The organism is Arthrobacter sp. JDC6, assembly GCF_056484025.1.
The window spans coordinates 2,347,866-2,364,267 of sequence record NZ_CM151278.1 but is presented as its reverse complement, the minus strand read 5'-3'; the positions used below and the strand labels follow the sequence as shown (position 1 = coordinate 2,364,267).

Annotated in this window: 12 protein-coding genes; all 12 read right to left on the bottom strand. The window is 63.0% G+C overall.

The window, feature by feature from the left end; genetic code table 11:
• Positions 1–2: 2 nt before the first annotated feature.
• A complete protein-coding gene (locus ACV095_RS11000; protein ID WP_268003065.1) occupies positions 3–980 on the bottom strand; it encodes an ABC transporter permease in 978 nt (325 codons plus the stop codon).
• 122 nt (positions 981–1,102) lie between these two features.
• Complete coding sequence (locus ACV095_RS10995; RefSeq protein ID WP_018771297.1) at positions 1,103–2,776, bottom strand: ABC transporter substrate-binding protein; 1,674 nt, start codon at positions 2,774–2,776, stop codon at positions 1,103–1,105.
• Positions 2,777–2,855: 79 nt separating this feature from the next.
• Positions 2,856–3,926 carry a LacI family DNA-binding transcriptional regulator gene (locus tag ACV095_RS10990; protein WP_478221813.1) on the bottom strand — a complete coding sequence of 357 codons (1,071 nt, stop codon included), beginning with the start codon at positions 3,924–3,926 and terminating at the stop codon, positions 2,856–2,858.
• Positions 3,927–4,082: 156 nt separating this feature from the next.
• The gene (locus ACV095_RS10985; RefSeq protein WP_268003068.1) at positions 4,083–5,081 is read right to left on the bottom strand and encodes an aldo/keto reductase family protein; all 999 of its coding nucleotides are present in this window, start codon (positions 5,079–5,081) and stop codon (positions 4,083–4,085) included.
• Complete coding sequence (locus ACV095_RS10980; RefSeq protein ID WP_478221812.1) at positions 5,081–6,589, bottom strand: glycoside hydrolase family 32 protein; 1,509 nt, start codon at positions 6,587–6,589, stop codon at positions 5,081–5,083. The genes ACV095_RS10985 and ACV095_RS10980 overlap by 1 nt, the downstream gene beginning before the upstream one ends.
• A 435-nt stretch (positions 6,590–7,024) precedes the next feature.
• Complete coding sequence (locus tag ACV095_RS10975) at positions 7,025–7,960, bottom strand: carbohydrate kinase family protein (protein ID WP_268003070.1); 936 nt, start codon at positions 7,958–7,960, stop codon at positions 7,025–7,027.
• A 3-nt stretch (positions 7,961–7,963) separates the two neighbouring features.
• Positions 7,964–9,457, bottom strand: coding sequence for a glycoside hydrolase family 32 protein (locus ACV095_RS10970; protein WP_478221811.1), 1,494 nt, complete (start codon positions 9,455–9,457; stop codon positions 7,964–7,966).
• 93 nt (positions 9,458–9,550) lie between these two features.
• Positions 9,551–11,161, bottom strand: a complete 1,611-nt coding sequence (locus tag ACV095_RS10965) for an ABC transporter substrate-binding protein (protein ID WP_478221810.1) — start codon at positions 11,159–11,161, stop codon at positions 9,551–9,553.
• Positions 11,162–11,242: 81 nt separating this feature from the next.
• Positions 11,243–12,223, bottom strand: a complete 981-nt coding sequence (locus ACV095_RS10960; RefSeq protein WP_268003074.1) for a carbohydrate ABC transporter permease — start codon at positions 12,221–12,223, stop codon at positions 11,243–11,245.
• Positions 12,224–12,230: 7 nt separating this feature from the next.
• Positions 12,231–13,211, bottom strand: coding sequence for an ABC transporter permease (locus ACV095_RS10955; protein WP_268003075.1), 981 nt, complete (start codon positions 13,209–13,211; stop codon positions 12,231–12,233).
• A complete protein-coding gene (locus ACV095_RS10950) occupies positions 13,208–14,251 on the bottom strand; it encodes a LacI family DNA-binding transcriptional regulator (RefSeq protein WP_268003076.1) in 1,044 nt (347 codons plus the stop codon). The genes ACV095_RS10955 and ACV095_RS10950 overlap by 4 nt, the downstream gene beginning before the upstream one ends.
• A 927-nt stretch (positions 14,252–15,178) precedes the next feature.
• A complete protein-coding gene (locus ACV095_RS10945) occupies positions 15,179–16,402 on the bottom strand; it encodes an MFS transporter (RefSeq protein WP_478221809.1) in 1,224 nt (407 codons plus the stop codon).

The following is a 16,402-nucleotide window of genomic DNA, read 5'->3' as shown; positions in this document are numbered from 1 at the left end:
GCTCAGTTGCTGCGCACGCGGGGGTCGAGGCGGACGTAGAGGATGTCCACCAGGAAGTTCGCCAGCAGCACGGCGGCGGTGATGGTCAGGAACAGGCCCTGCATAAGCGGGTAGTCGAGGCCTTGGACGGCGTTGAGGAGCTGGTAGCCGACGCCGGGGTAGGCGAAGACGACCTCGGTCAGGAGGGCGCCGCCGACGACGAAGCCCAGGCCCATGCCGAAGCTGGTCACCGAGGGCAGCATCGCGTTCCGGGCTGCGTAGCGGAGCATGATCCGTCCGGGGCGCAGGCCTTTGGCTTCGGCCATTGTGATGTAGTCCTCGGAGTTCGTGGCAATCATGGTGTTCCGCATGCCCAACATCCAGCCACCGATGGAGACCAGCACGATGGTCAGCGCCGGTAGCACGAGGTGGGCGCCGACGTCACCGATGAACTCGGCAGTGAACGCCGGCTCCAGGCCGTCGGTGAACGCGTGGCGGATGGGGAACCAGCCGAGCACGACGCCGAACAGGTACAGGGCGCCCATTGCCAGCCAGAAGTAGGGGAACGATCCGATAAAGACCAGCACGGGGGGCAGAGCCGAGTCGAGGGCGCTGCCGCGGCGCCAGGCTGCCAGGATGCCCAGCAGGTTGCCCACGACGGCGGCAATCACCAGCGCGGTCCCGCCAAGCAGGAGGGTCCAGCCGATTTGGGATGAGATGACTTCGGTGACGGGGGTGGGGAAGCGTGTAATCGATACCCCCATCTGTCCGGTGAGGATGTTCTGGAGGTAGCCGGCGTACTGCTCCCAGATGGGCCGGTCGTCCACGCCAAGCAGCTTGCGCAGGGCTTCGAGCTGTTCGGGCTGCATTCTGTCCTGGGAGCGGGCAAACATGCGTGATACGGGGTCCCCGGGCATGAAGCGGGGGAGCAGGAAATTCAGGGTAATGGATGCCCAGAAGGCGATCAGGTAGAAACCCAGTCGGCGCAGGATGAAGCGCACGGTTTCCCTCCAATTCGGGAGTGGTCAAGATTGTGGGTACGCCCGACGGCCGGCTGATGGCATGAGCCAGGCCGTCGGGCGTGTGATGCCTTGAGGGCCAGATGGGCCTCAGGGGCGGGGGACTACTTGCGCGGTTCCAGGCTGGTCAGCACCAGAACCGTGGAGGGTGCGCGGACAGAGAGGGTGGCGTACGGGTTGTCCTGGGTGGGCCAGCCGGTGAAGCGGGTGTCGTTGTACGCACCCCATTCCGGGCCGGAGAACAGCGGCACCAGTGGTGCGACGTCGTTGTATTCTTCCTGCAGCTTGTTGGCAATATCTTTTTGCTTGGACTGGTCCGTGGCTGCGGCGAAGTCGCTCAGCAGGGCATCGGCTTTGGGGTCGCCGAAACGGTGGTAGTTGTCGGAGGCCTTAGTGCCCACCGGCTTCACCGATGCAGTGCCCATGGTGGTGTTGAAGTACTTGTAAGGGCTGGGATCGTTGGCGCTCCAGACGATGCCGGAGTCGAAGTCACCCTTTTCGTACCCTGCCACGACGGCAGCCCAGTCCGGGGAGTCCACCTTCGCGGTCACGCCGACCTCCGCCAGGTTCTGGGAGATCACGTTGGCCACGGAGAGCCAGTCGGACGAGGTAGCACCCACGGAAATCTTGAACTCGAACGGTTTGCCGTCCTTGAGCGTGCGCTTGCCGTCGGCGCCCTTGGGGTAGCCCGCCTTGTCCAGCAGGTCGTTTGCCTGCTGGACGTCGTGCTTGGTCCACGTGCAGGTGTCCTTGACCTGGGTGTTCTTCCAGGTCTCGTAGTTGCCGGAGAGGCCGGTGCAGTCGGCCGGCTGCGCGTAGCCGCTCATGCCGATCTTGGTGACCTGGTCCCGGTCCACGGCCATGCTCAGCGCCTTGCGGACATCAACATCGTTGAAGGGCGCCTTGGTGGTGTTGAGCTGCCAGTTGATCATGGCACCGGTCGGAGGGAACCAGTAGTGCCGGTGGTCCTTGTCCTTCGAGACGAAGGTCTTTTCGATATTCGGGATGTACTGGGGCGCCCAGTCCACGTCGCCGTTGGCGGCGGCGAGGTTGGCGCCGTCGTTCCCCGCGAACGCGAGCATTTTGATGCCGGCAATCTTCTGCTTATCCGGCTGCCAGTAGTTGGGGTTCTTCTTCAGCACGAAGGACTGCGCCTGGAAGTTGTCCACCTCGGTGTACGGTCCGGTGCCGACCGGTTTGGCGTTGGCATCCTTTTCCGGATCGGCCAGTGCGGACCAGATGTGCTTGGGCAGAATGCTGAGCTGGCCGACGTCGGACAGGGCGGGGGACCAGGGCTTGTTGAAGTTGAAGGTGACCTTGTTGCCTTGGGCCGTGACGCCGTCGAGGTACTCGTAGCCGCCCTTAAGCTTCTTCTGAAGCTCGAAGGTGTACGCGACGTCGTCGGCAACGAAGGGCTGGCCGTCGGACCACTTCACCCCGTCACGCAGGGTGAAGGTGATGGACTTTCCGTCGTCCGCGGCCTTCCAGTCGGTGGCCAGCCACGGCACCGTATTCCCCTTGGCCGGGTTGAAGACCAGGAGGGACTCGTAAATGGACTGCTGGACCATGGGGTTGACGGTCGGCGCGAACGGGTTGAAGTTCTGCACGAACGTTCCCATGTCTTCACGGGGAATGGTGAGGAATGCGCTGGCGTTGGCCGCGGCGTCGGTGCCGCCGGACTTGTTGCCGGTGGCGGCGCAGCCGGTCAGCAGCATCGCGCCTACCGCCAGTCCGGCCGCGGCAATGCGGGCGGACTTGAGGAACTTGGTTTGTGTCATGATGGGGTTATCTCTTCCTGTCTTCATCAGCAAGGTGAAGGGTGGGTTGGGGTTTTGCTCTTCGACGTTGATTTCGCGGTCAGACCGAAGAGCGTTCTAACAGCGGACAGTCGACCAACTGCTGATTGGCAGTGATCGGCTGTCCGGCTGTAAGGGCGGCGAGCGTCTGGACTCCCAGAGCGCCCATCTTTTCGAACGGCAACGCAACAGTAGTCAGCTTGGGCCTGAGGTAGGCCGCGATGAGTTCCTGGTTGTCGAAGCCGATCACGGCGATGTCACCGGGGATGGCCAGGCCACGTTCCTTGATGGCGTCGTAAGCCCCCATGGCCATACGGTCATTGAGGCAAAACAGTGCGGTGGGCCTTTCCTTGGCCGGGTACCGGTCAAGGATCTGACACGCAGCGTCGTAGCCGCCGTCTGCCGTCGCATATCCGGCCGTCACCAGCTCCGGATCAAGCTCCAGGCCGGCGTCGGCCAAGGCCTCCCGGACGCCCTGCAAACGCCCAACAGCTGCCGGGATGCGCGGGTCCAGGTTGATCACACCGATTTTGGTGTGGCCGGCCATGAGGAGGCGTTCGACGGCGACCCGTCCGCCCGCGCGTTCGTCAGGGACGATTGAGGGCAGCTTCCCGTCCAGGTCGAAGCAGTTGACGAGCACCGTGGGTACTTCGTGTGCGCTGCGGGGCACGTGGACGCCGCGGTGGTGTGTTGCGGCGTACAGCAGGCCTTCCACCCGCTGCTCCAGCAGCTTCTCCACAGCGGCGTCCTCCCTCCCCTGGTTGGGGCCAGCCGCATCACCCTGTTCCGACGGGGCGATCAGGAGGAACCGGCCATCACTCCAGGCCTGGTCCTGGGCACCCTTGATGATGTCCACGGCGAAGGGGGCGGTGACGATCTCGGTGACGATCCCGTACCAATCGCTGCGCTGGGATGCCAGCGCCCTGGCCCCGGCATTTGGACGGTAGCCCAAAGCCTGAACCGCGTCAGCGATGCGGACCCGGGTCTCCTCCGAGATGCTGGCGTCTTCACGGTTGTTCAGCACGAATGAAACAGCTGTCCGGGATACTCCGGCATGCTTGGCTACGTCATTCATGGTGACGCCACGCTGCCGGGCAGTGCCGGGTTTGTTGGGTGAGGTGGTCTTCGCCATTGAATGCTCCAGAGGTCTTCATTGAGCTGGGGTTGCCCGTGCTAATACGGAAGTAATTGGGTGAATCTGTGTATAGTAACTCGCGTTACTTTCGGGCTGTGATCTAAGTTACCCGCGTTACTAAACGGTGTCAAGACGTTTCTTCAGCCGCTGCTGTTAGGGGCGGTGCTTGAAGGACTCGACCTTCCCGGGGTCTCTTTCAATGACGGGGCCGAGGATGTCATCGATCCTCAGGAGCATTTCCTGGTCGAGTTTGACTCCTGCGGCCCGGACATTGTCAACGAGCTGCTCGGGCCGGGATGCTCCCACGATGGCTGCCGAGACGTTGGGGTTTTGCAGTACCCATGCGACCGCGAAGGCTGCCATGGACACTCCGGTCTCTTCGGCCAGGGGCTTCAGTTCCTGGACGCGGGTGAGGATGTCCTCGTTGAGAAAGCGGTGGTCATTCTTCAGTTCGCCGTTGTCGCCTCGGAAGCGGGAGCCGTGTGGGGGCGCCGCGCCGGGGGTGTACTTGCCGGTGAGGACTCCCTGGGCGAGCGGGGACCAGCAGATCTGGCCAATGCCCAGTTCTTCGCTCAGGGGAACGATCTCCTGCTCGATGACGCGCCACAGCATGGAATACTGCGGCTGGTTGGAGATGAGCTGGACCCCAAGGTCCTTGGCAAGGGCAACACCGGCTCGTATCTCGTCCGTCGTCCACTCTGACACACCTATATAGTGTGCTTTCCCCGCCCGGACAATATCGGCAAAAGCCTGCATGGTCTCTTCCAGCGGAGTCTCGTAGTCATACCTGTGCGCCTGGTACAGGTCGACGTAGTCAGTCTGGAGCCGGCGCAGCGAGGAGTTTATGGACTCCATGACGTGTTTGCGGGACAGGCCGCGGTCGTTCCGGCCGTCCCCGGTGGGGAAGTAGGCCTTGGTAAAGATCTCCACGCTCTCACGGCGTGTTCCCTTTAGCGCCAAACCCAAAGCTTCCTCCGCCCGGGTTCCGGCATAGGCATCGGCAGTGTCGAAGGTGGTGATGCCCAACTCCAGTGCCTGTTTGACGCATTCCGTCGCCGCGGCCTGGTCGATCTGCTCGCCGTGGGTGACCCAGTTTCCGTAGGCGATTTCACTGATGTACAGGCCGGAGGTTCCCAGTTTGCGGTATTCCATTAGGCATCAGCCTTTTCGAAGTTGGTGAGTTGGAGCACTGCGTCGGCTGTGCCGCCGGTGGAGTAGAGAGTGAGGGAAGTTTGGGCTGGATCCGGGAAGATCAGTTCGGTCACCGAGACGAGCCCATCGTTCGCGAAGACCTCCACGGAGCAGTGGTCGACAAAGATCTGCAGGGTGTAGTTGCCGTCCTTGGCTGCGGCAATGGGGGCGCGGCTGGTAGAGGGGAAGGCTTCGTGGAAGTCGGTGTCGCCGGAGTGGGTGCGGTCCACGATCAGGTCGCCGCTGCCGCGGTGGATCCCGATCCGTGTCCCGACCGTGCCGTCCGCTGGCCCTCTGACCACGACGCCGAATTCCTCGGCGTCCCCAGGGGAAAAGGTGATGTCAATAAGCTGTACTGCTGTGCCGCCCTCAACAGTTGCGGGGCCGTTCAGTGCCAGCCGCTGCTCGGGACCGGGTGTCGAAGTTGCCCTCACTTCCGGTACGGGGTGCTGCAGGAGCCGGGGTTGCCCGTTCACGGAAACGAGGGACACGTCCCGGACCAGGCTCATGGGGCTGCGCCAGGGCGAGGTGGGGATGTGGTTGGCATACTGCCAGTTGTTCATCCAGCCGATCATCAGCCGCCGGCCATCCGGGACGTTGCTGAACGAGACCGCGGCGTAGTAGTCCCGGCCCCAGTCCAGCCACTGGTAGTCGGGTACGCGCTCAGGGTCCTGCATCCCCTCGGTGAGGGTTGTCTCGGAGCTGAACGTGACGCCGTCGAACTCTCCCACAAAGTACTGCCCTGCGGACCCGCCGTTGGGGCCGCCGGGGTTCATGTTCACCGTCAGGACCCATTTCATGGCTGAGGAGTCACCGTCCAGGGGCAGCTCAAAGAGGTCCGGGCATTCCCAGATCCCGCCGGTGGCGTTGGCCGGGCCGAAGGTGCTGAGATATTCCCAGATCTTGAGGTCCTGTGAGCGGTAGAGCAGGACGGTGAAATCATGGGCTTCCACCGCCACCATGACCCAATAGCTGCCCGAAGGGCCGTCGTAGCGGAAGACTTTGGGGTCCCGGAATTCCGGCGAGTTTCGGGTCAGGACCGGGTTGCCGGCGTACTTCGTCCAGGAGTATCCGCCGTCCGTGCTCCACGCGAGGGACTGCGCCTGCGTGCCCTCGTGGAGGGAGCCCGGCTTGTACGCGCTGGTGTAGATGGCCACTAGGGGAGCCTTACCGTCCGCGCCGAATCCGCTGGTGTTTTCGGCGTCCACCACAATGCTGCCGGAGTAGATTTCCTCGACGTCATCGCAGGGAATCGCTACCGGTTGCTCCGTCCAGCTGACCAGGTCAGTAGAAGTCGCATGGCCCCAGGACATGTTGGCGTGGACGTTTCCGAAGGGGTTGTTCTGGTAGTACAGGTGGTAGGTGCCCTCGTGGAAGACAAGCCCGTTCGGATCGTTGAGCCACGTGTCTTTGGCGGCGAAGTGCATTGCCGGCCTGTAGGTCTCAACGGTGGTGGTAACGCTGTTCATTCTTCTCTTTTCATGGCCGGCTGAGGTCCTCGGACCTGTGGAGCGGGCGTGTGTTGGCGTAAAGGGACCACTGCGAAATCAACTGGCTGCAATTGCAGGAGTCGGGGTGCTCTCAGGTTCATCGCGTGGGGTGAGCGCCTGGCGAAGCAATGCCTGAGTAGTTCCGTGCCCGGCTTTGGGAGGCGGTGTCCGCCATTGGATGCTCCAGAAGTCTTCGTTGAACTGGACGTTGGCTGCTAGTGGTTTGCGCTTATCGGTAGTAACTCGCGTTACCTTGTTGCGTGATCTAAGTTACCCGCGTTAGTTGGTTGGTGTCAAAGGTTTTTTAACTCGTCCGCCGTCGCCCACTACATGGAGGGTTTCGTTCAATGACGGGGCTGAGGGCGAGGATGATGCTGGCGGGGACGATTTCCCGGCCCACACGCCGCGCGCAGATTAGCTGGGGATGCTGGCCTGCTGCAGCCATGCCGACAGTTCGCCGGCGGTAGGCGGAGCTGCGCCTTTTCGGCTGACCGTGATTGCAGCTGCGGCGGCAGCAGTTCGGCCGAGTCTTTCCTGGGCCTGGGGCGTCAGTCCGTGTGTTCCGCGCGCGAGGAGCCCGTAAATTAGGGCGGCCATGTATGAGTCCCCTGCTCCGATGGTGTCGACGACCGGTGAGGGGAATGCCGGTACGTGCACACTGCCGTGAGGAGTCATCAGGAGTGATCCGTCTGCACCCAGTGTGGTGACCACCATCCCGGGCCCGAGGCGGAGGATTCGCTTGCCAGCCTCCTCTGCCGTCAATTCTGGGTAAAGCCAGGCGGCGTCCTCATTGCTGAGTTTGATGACCTGTGCAAACGCCGCCAGATCCTCGAACGTCGACCGTGCCTCCCATACGGAGCCCAGCAGAGCCGGCCTGATGTTTGGGTCGTAGGTGATAAGACACCGCCGGTGAGCCTGTGCAATGAGTTCCCTCACCACCGATGCTCCGGGCGCCAGGAAGGAAGCGAGGGATCCCGCGTGCAGGATTTGCGGCAGGAAGTGCCGAGCGATCCTTGAAGGGTCCCAGCTGATGTCGAAGTGGTAGGACGCGGACCCATCGGTGGACAAAGTGGCGGTTGCGGTGGCCGTCGGGCTGTCGCGGTGTGCACCGGGCAAGAGTTCGACGCCGGCGCTGTTCAGGTGGGCGGCGATCGCGCGCCCCCGGGGATCTTGGCCAATCGACGTGTGGAAGCTGGTTTGGATCCCCAGGCGACCCAGCCCGTAGGCCACGTTTGCCGGTGAGCCGCCCGGGTGTTCGGAGACTCCTTCCGGTGAGTTGACGACGTCTATCAGGGCCTCGCCGACCACAAGGACGTCAGGGCCGTGCGGTTGTTTGGTGCAGGTGTTCATGTTTCAGGCGAGCGGCGTCAGCTGCAGGGAAGCGGCGGCTGTTCCGCCGGTCGAGTAGAGCGCCAGCGAGGTCGCGGAGGGGTCAGGGAAGATCAGTTCGGTCAGCGTCACGAGCCCGTCCTGCGCAAAGATCTCAACGGAGCAGTGGTCGATGAAGATCTGCAGGGAGTAGGTCCCATTGGGACCCGGCTGGATTGGTGCGGTGCTGACGGAGGGGAAGGCGTCGTGGAATCCAGTGTCGCCGGAGTTGGTGCGGTCCACAAGGAGTTCGCCGGATACCGGACGGATGCCAATCCTGGTAGCGCCACCATCCTCGCCGCCCCTGACCGCAACGCCGTATTCTTCCGCTGTTCCCGGAGTGAAGGTGACCTGTATCTGCTGGACGGCCGTGCCGCCGTCGACCGCAACCGTCCCGTCCAGTTGCAGCTGCTGAGCGGGAACGGGAACCGAATTGGCGGTGTATTCGGCGGCGGGTTGCTGGACCAGCCGCGGCTGTCCGTTGACGAAGGTGAGGGTGACGTCGCGGACGAAGCTCATGGGGCTGCGCCAGGGCGAGGTGGGGATGTGGTTGGCGTACTGCCAGTTGTTCATCCAGCCGATCATCAGCCGCCGGCCGTCCGGGACGTTGCTGAAGGAGACTGCTGCGTAGTAGTCCCGGCCCCAGTCCAGCCACTGGTAGTCGGGTACGCGCTCAGGGTCCTGCATCCCCTCGGTGAGGGTTGTCTCGGAGCTGAACGTGACGCCGTCGAACTCTCCCACAAAGTACTGCCCTGCGGACCCGCAGTTGGGGCCGCCGGGGTTCATGTTCACGGTCAGGACCCATCGGGTGTTCCCGGCGTCGCCGTCCAGGGGAAGTTCGAAGAGATCCGGGCATTCCCAGATGCCTCCTGTGCCGTTCGCGGGCCCGAAGGTGCTGAGGTACTCCCAGGTCTTCAGGTTGTCGGAACGGTAGAGGAGGACAGCGTAGTCGTGGGCTTCGACGGCGGCCATCACCCAGTAGCTGCCTGCGGGGCCTTCATAGCGGAAGACCTTGGGGTCACGGAACTCGGGGGAGTCACGCGTGAGTACGGGGTTGCCGGCGTATTTGGTCCATGAGTAGCCGCCGTCTGTACTCCAGGCGAGGGACTGTGCCTGGATGCCGGGGTGGGCTGAGGCCGGCTTGTAGGCGCTGGTGTAGATGGCTACCAGCGGGGCCGTGCCGTCGTTGCCGAAACCGGAGGTGTTCCCGTGGTCCACCACGATGCTCCCGGAGAAGATCTCTTCAGTGTCATCGCATGGGATGGCCACCGACTGCTCTTCCCAGTTCACCAGGTCTGTGGATGTTGCGTGTCCCCAGGACATGTTGCTGTGGACGTTCCCGAACGGGTTGTTCTGGTAGTAGAGGTGGTAGGTGCCTTCGTGGAAGACCAGGCCGTTTGGGTCGTTGAGCCAGGTGTCCCTGGCCGTATAGTGCATGGCCGGGCGGAAGGTCTCAAGGGTGGACGTGACAGTGTTCATGGGTCTCTTTCGTGATGCCGCCGGCCGGGGCGGCGCAGGCTGGGGTGCCGGGCGCGGAGTCCGCGCCCGGCACCGGGAGGGAAAGCCGGGGGCTTAGGAGTTGCTCTTGTACCGGTCGTAGGCCTGCTGGTAGACCTCGACCATCTTGTCCACTCCGATGTTCTTAAGCTGTGAGACGTAGCCGTCCCATTCGTTCTCAATGCCGCCGGACACGATCCATTTGGCCGTTGACTGCTTGACGATGGTGGCGGCGTCGGACTCGATGGTGCTGATCTGCTGGATTTCCTCATTGGACAGCGGGACCGGCGGGTACCCGTCGTTGGCGGCGAAGGGCTTGTAGTTCTCCTGGACCGTCTTCTGACGCTCGGCGGCGCGGGGTTCGGGCGCTACGACGTTCTTGAAGTTTTCAGCGGTGTTGGCTTTGGGACCGCCCGGGGCGACCTTTTGCCGGCGTTCGCCTTCGCTGGTGCCCGCCGGTGCCGGGATCTGGGTGAGCAGCCCGGTGGCGGGGTCCTTTTGCAGGGTTTCGCCGATGGGTCCCCAGTTGGCCTGGGCGGACTGGATGGGTTCGTAGAGGTGGTCCGCCCAGCGGATGGTCGCGGCGGGATACTTGTCCGCCCGCGTCACGGCGAAGGCGCCGCGCGCGATCTCCTGGTTGTTGGACTGGCTGGCCCGCCGCTTGCCGTCCACTCCTTCCAGGACCGGCAGCAGCTTGTAGTCGGAGGCGCGATCGGCACCGACCATTTCCTTGATCTCCCACCAGACGAATGACCCGAGGTTTTCCGTTCCGGCTTTGCCCTTGGCCAGGTAGGCCTTGTCGTCCTGGGAGAAGGACTCCGGATCGATCAGTCCTTCCTGGTACCACTGGTGCAGGGTCTGGAGGGCCTTCTTGTAACCGTCCTGAGTGGCGGTGTAGCTAACCTTGCCGTCCTGGACGATCCTGTGGTCCATGTTGTCCGGAACGCCGCCGAGTGCGGCGATCAGGTCCACGATGTCCCCGCACCATGAGCCAGGCATGAAGCTCAGTGGGATCGTCTTGCCGGTGCCGGATGCGTCGCGGTTCTTGAAGGCCAGCAGGGCGTCGTGGAGTTCGTTGACGGTTTTGGGCATCGGGATGCCCAGCTTGTCCAGCCAGGCGGTGTTGATGGCCATTTCGTTGGGGAACTGGACCAGGCCGAGCTCCTCGATGGAGGGGAGGGAGTAGATGTGCCCGTCGGAGGAGGTGATGGCTGCCTTGATGTCGGGCCTGTCCGCGAGCAGCTTTGAGAGGTTGGGGGCATTCGTCTCGATCAGTCCTTCCAGCGGGATGAGGGTGCCGCTGGCCGAGTAGGTGGCGATTTCGGCGTCGGTCAGGCCGCTGTTGAAGAAGGCGTCAGGAAGGTCGCCGCTGGCAAGGATGAGGTTCTTCTTTTCCTTGAACACGGTTTCGGGAAGGTTCTGCCATTCGATGTGGACGTTGGTGTCCTTTTCCCATTGCTGCACCAGGGACATGGTGTTGTAGTCGGGGGCAAGTGCTGTTTTAGTTCCGGAGAACTTGAGTGTCAGGGTGTCCTTGACGATCGGCAGTCCTGACTGTTGGAAGCCGAAGTCCGCGGAGGAATCCTTGATCTCCGCAGTGCCCTTGGAGTTGCCTGAGCAGGCGGTGAACAGCATCGTTCCTGCCATCAGGGCGCCGGCGACGGCGAGTTTACGGCTGGTTGCCATGGGTTTTCCTTTGCTTGGGTGGAGGGGAGGAGTACGACGGCGGTGCGGGGCAACGGCGTCGAGAATTGGTTTTGCGGGGTGTCAGCTTTTGACGGCACCGATCATGGTGCCCTTGGTGAAGTGCTTCTGCATGAACGGCAGGGCGATCATCAGCGGGAGGCTGGAGACCACGATCATGGCGTATTTGGTCAGTTCGGCGATCCGCTGGGCGGCAGCGTAGGACTGGATGTCCGCGCCGGTGGTGCCGGTGGAGGAGACGTCCGACTGGATCAGGATGTTCCGCAGGACCAGTTGCAGGGGGTACTTGGTGTCATCGTTGAGGAAGATCAGGGCGTCGAAGAACGAGTTCCAGTGGGCCACCACGTGGACCATGATCATCAGCATGATGAGCGGCTTGGACAGTGGCAGGACCATCCTGAAAAAGAAGGTGAAGTCGTTGGCGCCGTCCATTTGGGCGGCTTCGCGCAGTTCACCGGGGATGGTGTGTTCGAAGAACGAGCGGGCGATGATGAGGTTCCATACGCCCACTGCGCCCGGCAGGACAACGGCCCAGACCGTGTCCAGCATGCCCAGGTCGCGGACCACCAGGTATTTGGTGATGAGGCCGCCGTCGAAGAACATGGTGACCACAAAGAGCAGCATCAGGATCTTCCGGCCCGGCATGTCTTTCCGGGACAGGGCGTAGGCGCCGCACAGGATGGTGCTCACGCTGATGGCAGTCCCCAGCACGGTGTACACCAGGGTGTTGCCGAGGCCGTTCCAGATCCGGCTGTCGGCGAGTATGCGCTGGTAGCCTTCCAGCGTCACGCCGGAGGGGACCAGCCACACTTTGCCTTCATAGACGGCATTCGGGTCGCTGACGGAGGCGATGACGATGAAGTACAGCGGATAGACCACCGCGATGATGGACAGGGTCAGGATGGTGATGGCCGTGATGTTGAAGGCTTTGTCCGCCCACTTTTCGCGGAAAGGGACGGGCCGCCCGGAGGCTGGCCCATTCGTTCCAGGCCTGGTTCGTTTGGCAGGGGCCGGAGTGGACAGGGGTTCGGTATGGAGGGTCATAGCGGCATCACCAGAGGGTTGCTTGGTTGGCCCGGCGTGCTACCCAGTTGAAGGTCAGCAGCAGCACGAGGTTGAGGACGGAATTGAACAGGCCGATGGCGGCCGAGTAGCTGAACTGCGCCTGCTGCAGGCCTGCGTGGTAGACGTAGGTCTGGATGATTTCCGACGCCGGGAGGTTCAGGTTGGTCTGCATCAGCAGGGCCTTCTCAAAACCGACGTTGAGCAAATTGCCGATGGCCAGGATGAACAGGACCGTGACCACGGGCATGATGCCCGGGAGGTCGATGTGCCGGATACGCTGCAGTTTGGAGGCGCCGTCAACCTTGGCTGCGTCATGCAGCGCAGGGTCGATGCCGGAGAGCGCAGCAAGGTAGACGATCATGGAGAATCCGGCGTTCTGCCAGACATCCGAGATCACATAGATCGGCCGGAACCACTCGGCCGAACCCATGAAGAAGATGGGCTCGCCGCCAGCCAGCTGGATGGCGTTGTTGACCAGGCCCGACCGTGGAGACAGCAGCACGAACATCATTCCCACCACCACCACCGTGGAGATGAACGCCGGCGAGTACAGCACGGTCTGCGTGAACTTCTTGAACCGTTCGCTCTGCAGCTGGTTGACCAGCAGGGCCAGGACAATCGGGATGGGGAAGGCCACCACCAGGCCGAGGACCGCGATCCAGAGGGTATTCCCCACAACCTGGCCGAACTGGTATGAGTTGACGAACCTGATGAAGTGCTGGAGCCCCACCCACGGACTTCCTGTGAAGCCGTCAACCGGGTTGTAGTTGCGGAAGGCGATCTGCACTCCGTACATCGGCCAGTACTTGAAGACCGCGATATAGATGAGGGCCGGGGTTAGTAATACGTATAACTGCCAAGACCGGGCGATTTTCTTCAGCCGCAGTGGCAGGGGAGTGCGGCGCGTTGGTCCAGCCGGTGGAGCCGGCGGCGCTGCCGGTGTGGATCGAGCCAGGATGCGGCTCATGGCTTCTCCTTGGGATGAGTCACTGAGTTTCTTTCGATCAGGGGGCAGGTGATGAATTCCACCTGGCCGTCGGGTTCGGCGCCTTGCAGGATGAGGTCCACGGCGCGGCGTCCCATCTCCACGAACGGCAGCTCAAGGGTGGTGAGGCCGGGCCGCAGGTGCGGGGCGAGGGTTTCCTGGTTGTCGAAGCCGATGATGGATAGGTCACGCGGAATCGAAAGGTGCAGTTCCTGGGCGGCCTGGTAGGCGCCCCAGGCGGTACGGTCGTTGGCGCAGAAGATGGCGGTGGGCGGCTCCGCAGCCGTAAGCAGCTCGATGGCGTGGGTGAAGCCATCCTCTTCGTTGCCCCTGCCGAAGCGCACCAGCTCCGGCTGAACGCCATGCCCCGCTTCGTTCATGGCCTGGGTGTAGCCTCGAAAGCGTCCGACGGCGGCGGGGAGTTCGCTTTCCAGGGTTTCGATGTTGATCATCGCCACCCGGGTGTGGCCGGCGTCCAGCAGATGCCGGGTAGCCGTGAGGCCCCCCAATTCCTCGTCGGGAGCCACGCTGTGCAGGCGGCCCCTTCGGTCCTGGGAGTTCAGCACCACGGAAGGGACGTCCATCAGCGCCTCAGGCACGTCCAGGCGGCGGTGGTACATGCCCGCATACACCACCCCAGCCACCTTGTAGCTGAGCATGGAGTCCAGCGACGCTGCCTCGAGGGCCTTGTTTCCGCCGGTGTTCATGGTAAGCAGGAGCAGGCCGTCTTCCCATGCCCGTTCCTGTGCGCCTTCGATGATCTTTCCGGCGAACGGAGCGGTGGCCACGGCATCCCCGAGGAATCCGATGATTCCAGACACGCCGTCACGCAAGGTTTTGGCATGGGCGTTAGTGCGGTAGCCGAGCTTCTGGACGGCATCCTGCACCCGTTTTCGTGTGTCGTCCGAAAAGCGTGAGCCGGAAGCCGAATTCAGGACCAGGGAGACAGTTGCCTGCGAGACACCCGCTTCCGCCGCCACGTCGTGCATGGTTGGGCCTGAGTGTGAGCGGGGTCGTGCCATGGGCACCTCCTTGGGCCGGTCGTTATTCGTATCAGTTATTCGTATAACTGGATTGCTGTAAAACTGTAACCTGCGCCATATTGAGCCGTCAAGGGATTGCGGTGGATGCCTGGTAGACGAATTCGCTGTTGCTTGCGTTGGTTTGCCGATGAAGAGTCGTCCTGGCGGGTGATGCCGTGTTCGGCGAGGACAAGGTAGGTTCCTGCACGCTAAAGAGGAAAGCCGCCTCCATGGGGTCGGCTCGTGATCCGCCAGTGCGGCTCCGGAGGGAGATGTTCCACTCCGCGGTCTCCTTGAGTAGTTCGGCGGGATCCGCTGTGTCCGTGGTACCGGTGGCGCTGATGCGTCCGGGATTCTTGTGGTGATCTCCTGCAGGATCCAGCGGTTGCCTTCCGAATCATGGAATGATGCGTAGGAGGCATGCGATCGGCCGCCGGGATCTGTCCTGGGGCCCGTCCTTCGTCTGCGATGTGGAAACCACCGCCGAGGCTGATGTGGAAACCACCGCCGAGGCTGATGTGGAAACCACCGCCGAGGCTACCGTTTGGCGACTTGGAAGACCTCGCCCGGTCCATCGCCGTACTCCATCAGGGCAGTGCGGGCGGGCGTCGGTGTCATCGACCACCAGGAGCAGTCCGTCGAGACTGCCGGGTTGGGCGGAGGTGACCTGGGTGCCGAAGAGGACAGGGCGTCTGACCCGGGGGTCAGTTGCATCAGGCGGTACCCATTGCCGTCGTCGAGGTCTGCATCGATTCTCCAGCCCAGCCCCGCGTAGAAGCCCTTGGCCCGGGAGAAGTCGGCGAGGGGATGACCACCGCTTCAACCCGGCACGCCACGGGCGGGGCTTGGATGGCCGTTGTGCTGCTTGGATGTGTCGGGTTCACTGATGCTCCTGTTGTGTGGTGATTGTTCTTGGGGGTTGCTTTTTCAGGCGGCGGGGGCTGCCGGGGTGAGGGCGCTTGCGGTATCGCGCCGTTGGCGGACCAGTTGGATGACGACCGCCGGGACGGCGAAGGCCACGATGGCCGCTGCGTACCACTGGAAGGTCGGTACCGGTCCGAGGATGGGTACAAGCTGCCCGGCGATGATGACAGGAAGACCGAAGGCCAAGTACGCGACCGTGTAGATGCCGGAGAAGACGCCGGCACGCTGGTGCGGCTGGATGTGCGGGGCGATCAGGCGGACCTGCCCCCCGAATGAGGCACCGAAGCCGGTCCCGCCGAGTACGGCACCGATCCAGACGGCGGCGAGCCAGGTTTGATTCACGCCGATGAGGACCACGATGACCCCGATCAGCGTGAGGGACGTACCGATGATGGTGGCCTGCCTGGCGGGGTGCCGGTTGAAGGTGAAACTTGAGACGGCAGCGGCGAAAGGACCTAGAAATGCGGTGAACCCTGCGACCAGTCCGCCGTCCAGGGCGAAATGGAGGCGGAGGATCGCAGGTGAGAGTCCAAGGAAGAAGGCCGGGAACATCCAGCCCGCGACGTGCACCGGGACGCCGGCAGCGAACTCGCTGCGGAGCGCTGCGGGCACGCCAATGCGGGGGATGAGGGAGCGTAGTGCGCCGGGCCACTTCGGAGTTGTTTCGGACGTGAAGCCCACGAACACAAGGCCCAGCGCCATGATTGCCGTAAGGGCACTAAATATCACGGTGTTGGCGTCGGAAGTGAATTGAACGGCAGCGCCGGTCACGAGCGCCCCGACACCCAGGCCGCCGGCAACGGAACCCGCAGCCAGGCCCCCGGCGAACTTCTTGAATCGGGCAGGTGCCTGCTCCGTAATGGCAGCACTGAAGGCGCTGGTCGCCAGGCCCGTGGCGATGCCTTGAAGGATGCGGGCACCGATGACCCACGTGATGCTTGGAGCGAGTACGAATCCAATCATCGCAGCGAGTTCAGCAGCAAGAGCAGCGAGCATGACGGGACGACGGCCCACGTGATCGGACAGCGAACCAGCCCCGAGCAGCGCCGCCAACAGGCCTATGGCGTACGCGGAAAAAGCGATGCCAAGGGTGCCAGATGAAAAGTGCCACTCCTGCTGGCGCAGCGAGAGGAGTGGGGTCGGTGCACCGGCAGCGAAAAAGAACGCTGCGAATACTGCGGCGAGCCCGGGGAAGGCGAGACGCGCGGACATTTTCTTGGGGAACAA

Bases quoted from the DNA above. Each gene is read 5' to 3' on its own strand.
- ACV095_RS10995 (WP_018771297.1), bottom strand. From the start codon at position 2,776: ATGACACAAACCAAGTTCCTCAAGTCCGCCCGCATTGCCGCGGCCGGA.
- ACV095_RS10990 (WP_478221813.1), bottom strand. From the start codon at position 3,926: ATGGCGAAGACCACCTCACCCAACAAACCCGGCACTGCCCGGCAGCGT.
- ACV095_RS10985 (WP_268003068.1), bottom strand. From the start codon at position 5,081: ATGGAATACCGCAAACTGGGAACCTCCGGCCTGTACATCAGTGAAATC.
- ACV095_RS10980 (WP_478221812.1), bottom strand. From the start codon at position 6,589: ATGAACAGCGTTACCACCACCGTTGAGACCTACAGGCCGGCAATGCAC.
- ACV095_RS10975 (WP_268003070.1), bottom strand. From the start codon at position 7,960: ATGAACACCTGCACCAAACAACCGCACGGCCCTGACGTCCTTGTGGTC.
- ACV095_RS10970 (WP_478221811.1), bottom strand. From the start codon at position 9,457: ATGAACACTGTCACGTCCACCCTTGAGACCTTCCGCCCGGCCATGCAC.
- ACV095_RS10965 (WP_478221810.1), bottom strand. From the start codon at position 11,161: ATGGCAACCAGCCGTAAACTCGCCGTCGCCGGCGCCCTGATGGCAGGA.
- ACV095_RS10960 (WP_268003074.1), bottom strand. From the start codon at position 12,223: ATGACCCTCCATACCGAACCCCTGTCCACTCCGGCCCCTGCCAAACGA.
- ACV095_RS10955 (WP_268003075.1), bottom strand. From the start codon at position 13,211: ATGAGCCGCATCCTGGCTCGATCCACACCGGCAGCGCCGCCGGCTCCA.
- ACV095_RS10950 (WP_268003076.1), bottom strand. From the start codon at position 14,251: ATGGCACGACCCCGCTCACACTCAGGCCCAACCATGCACGACGTGGCG.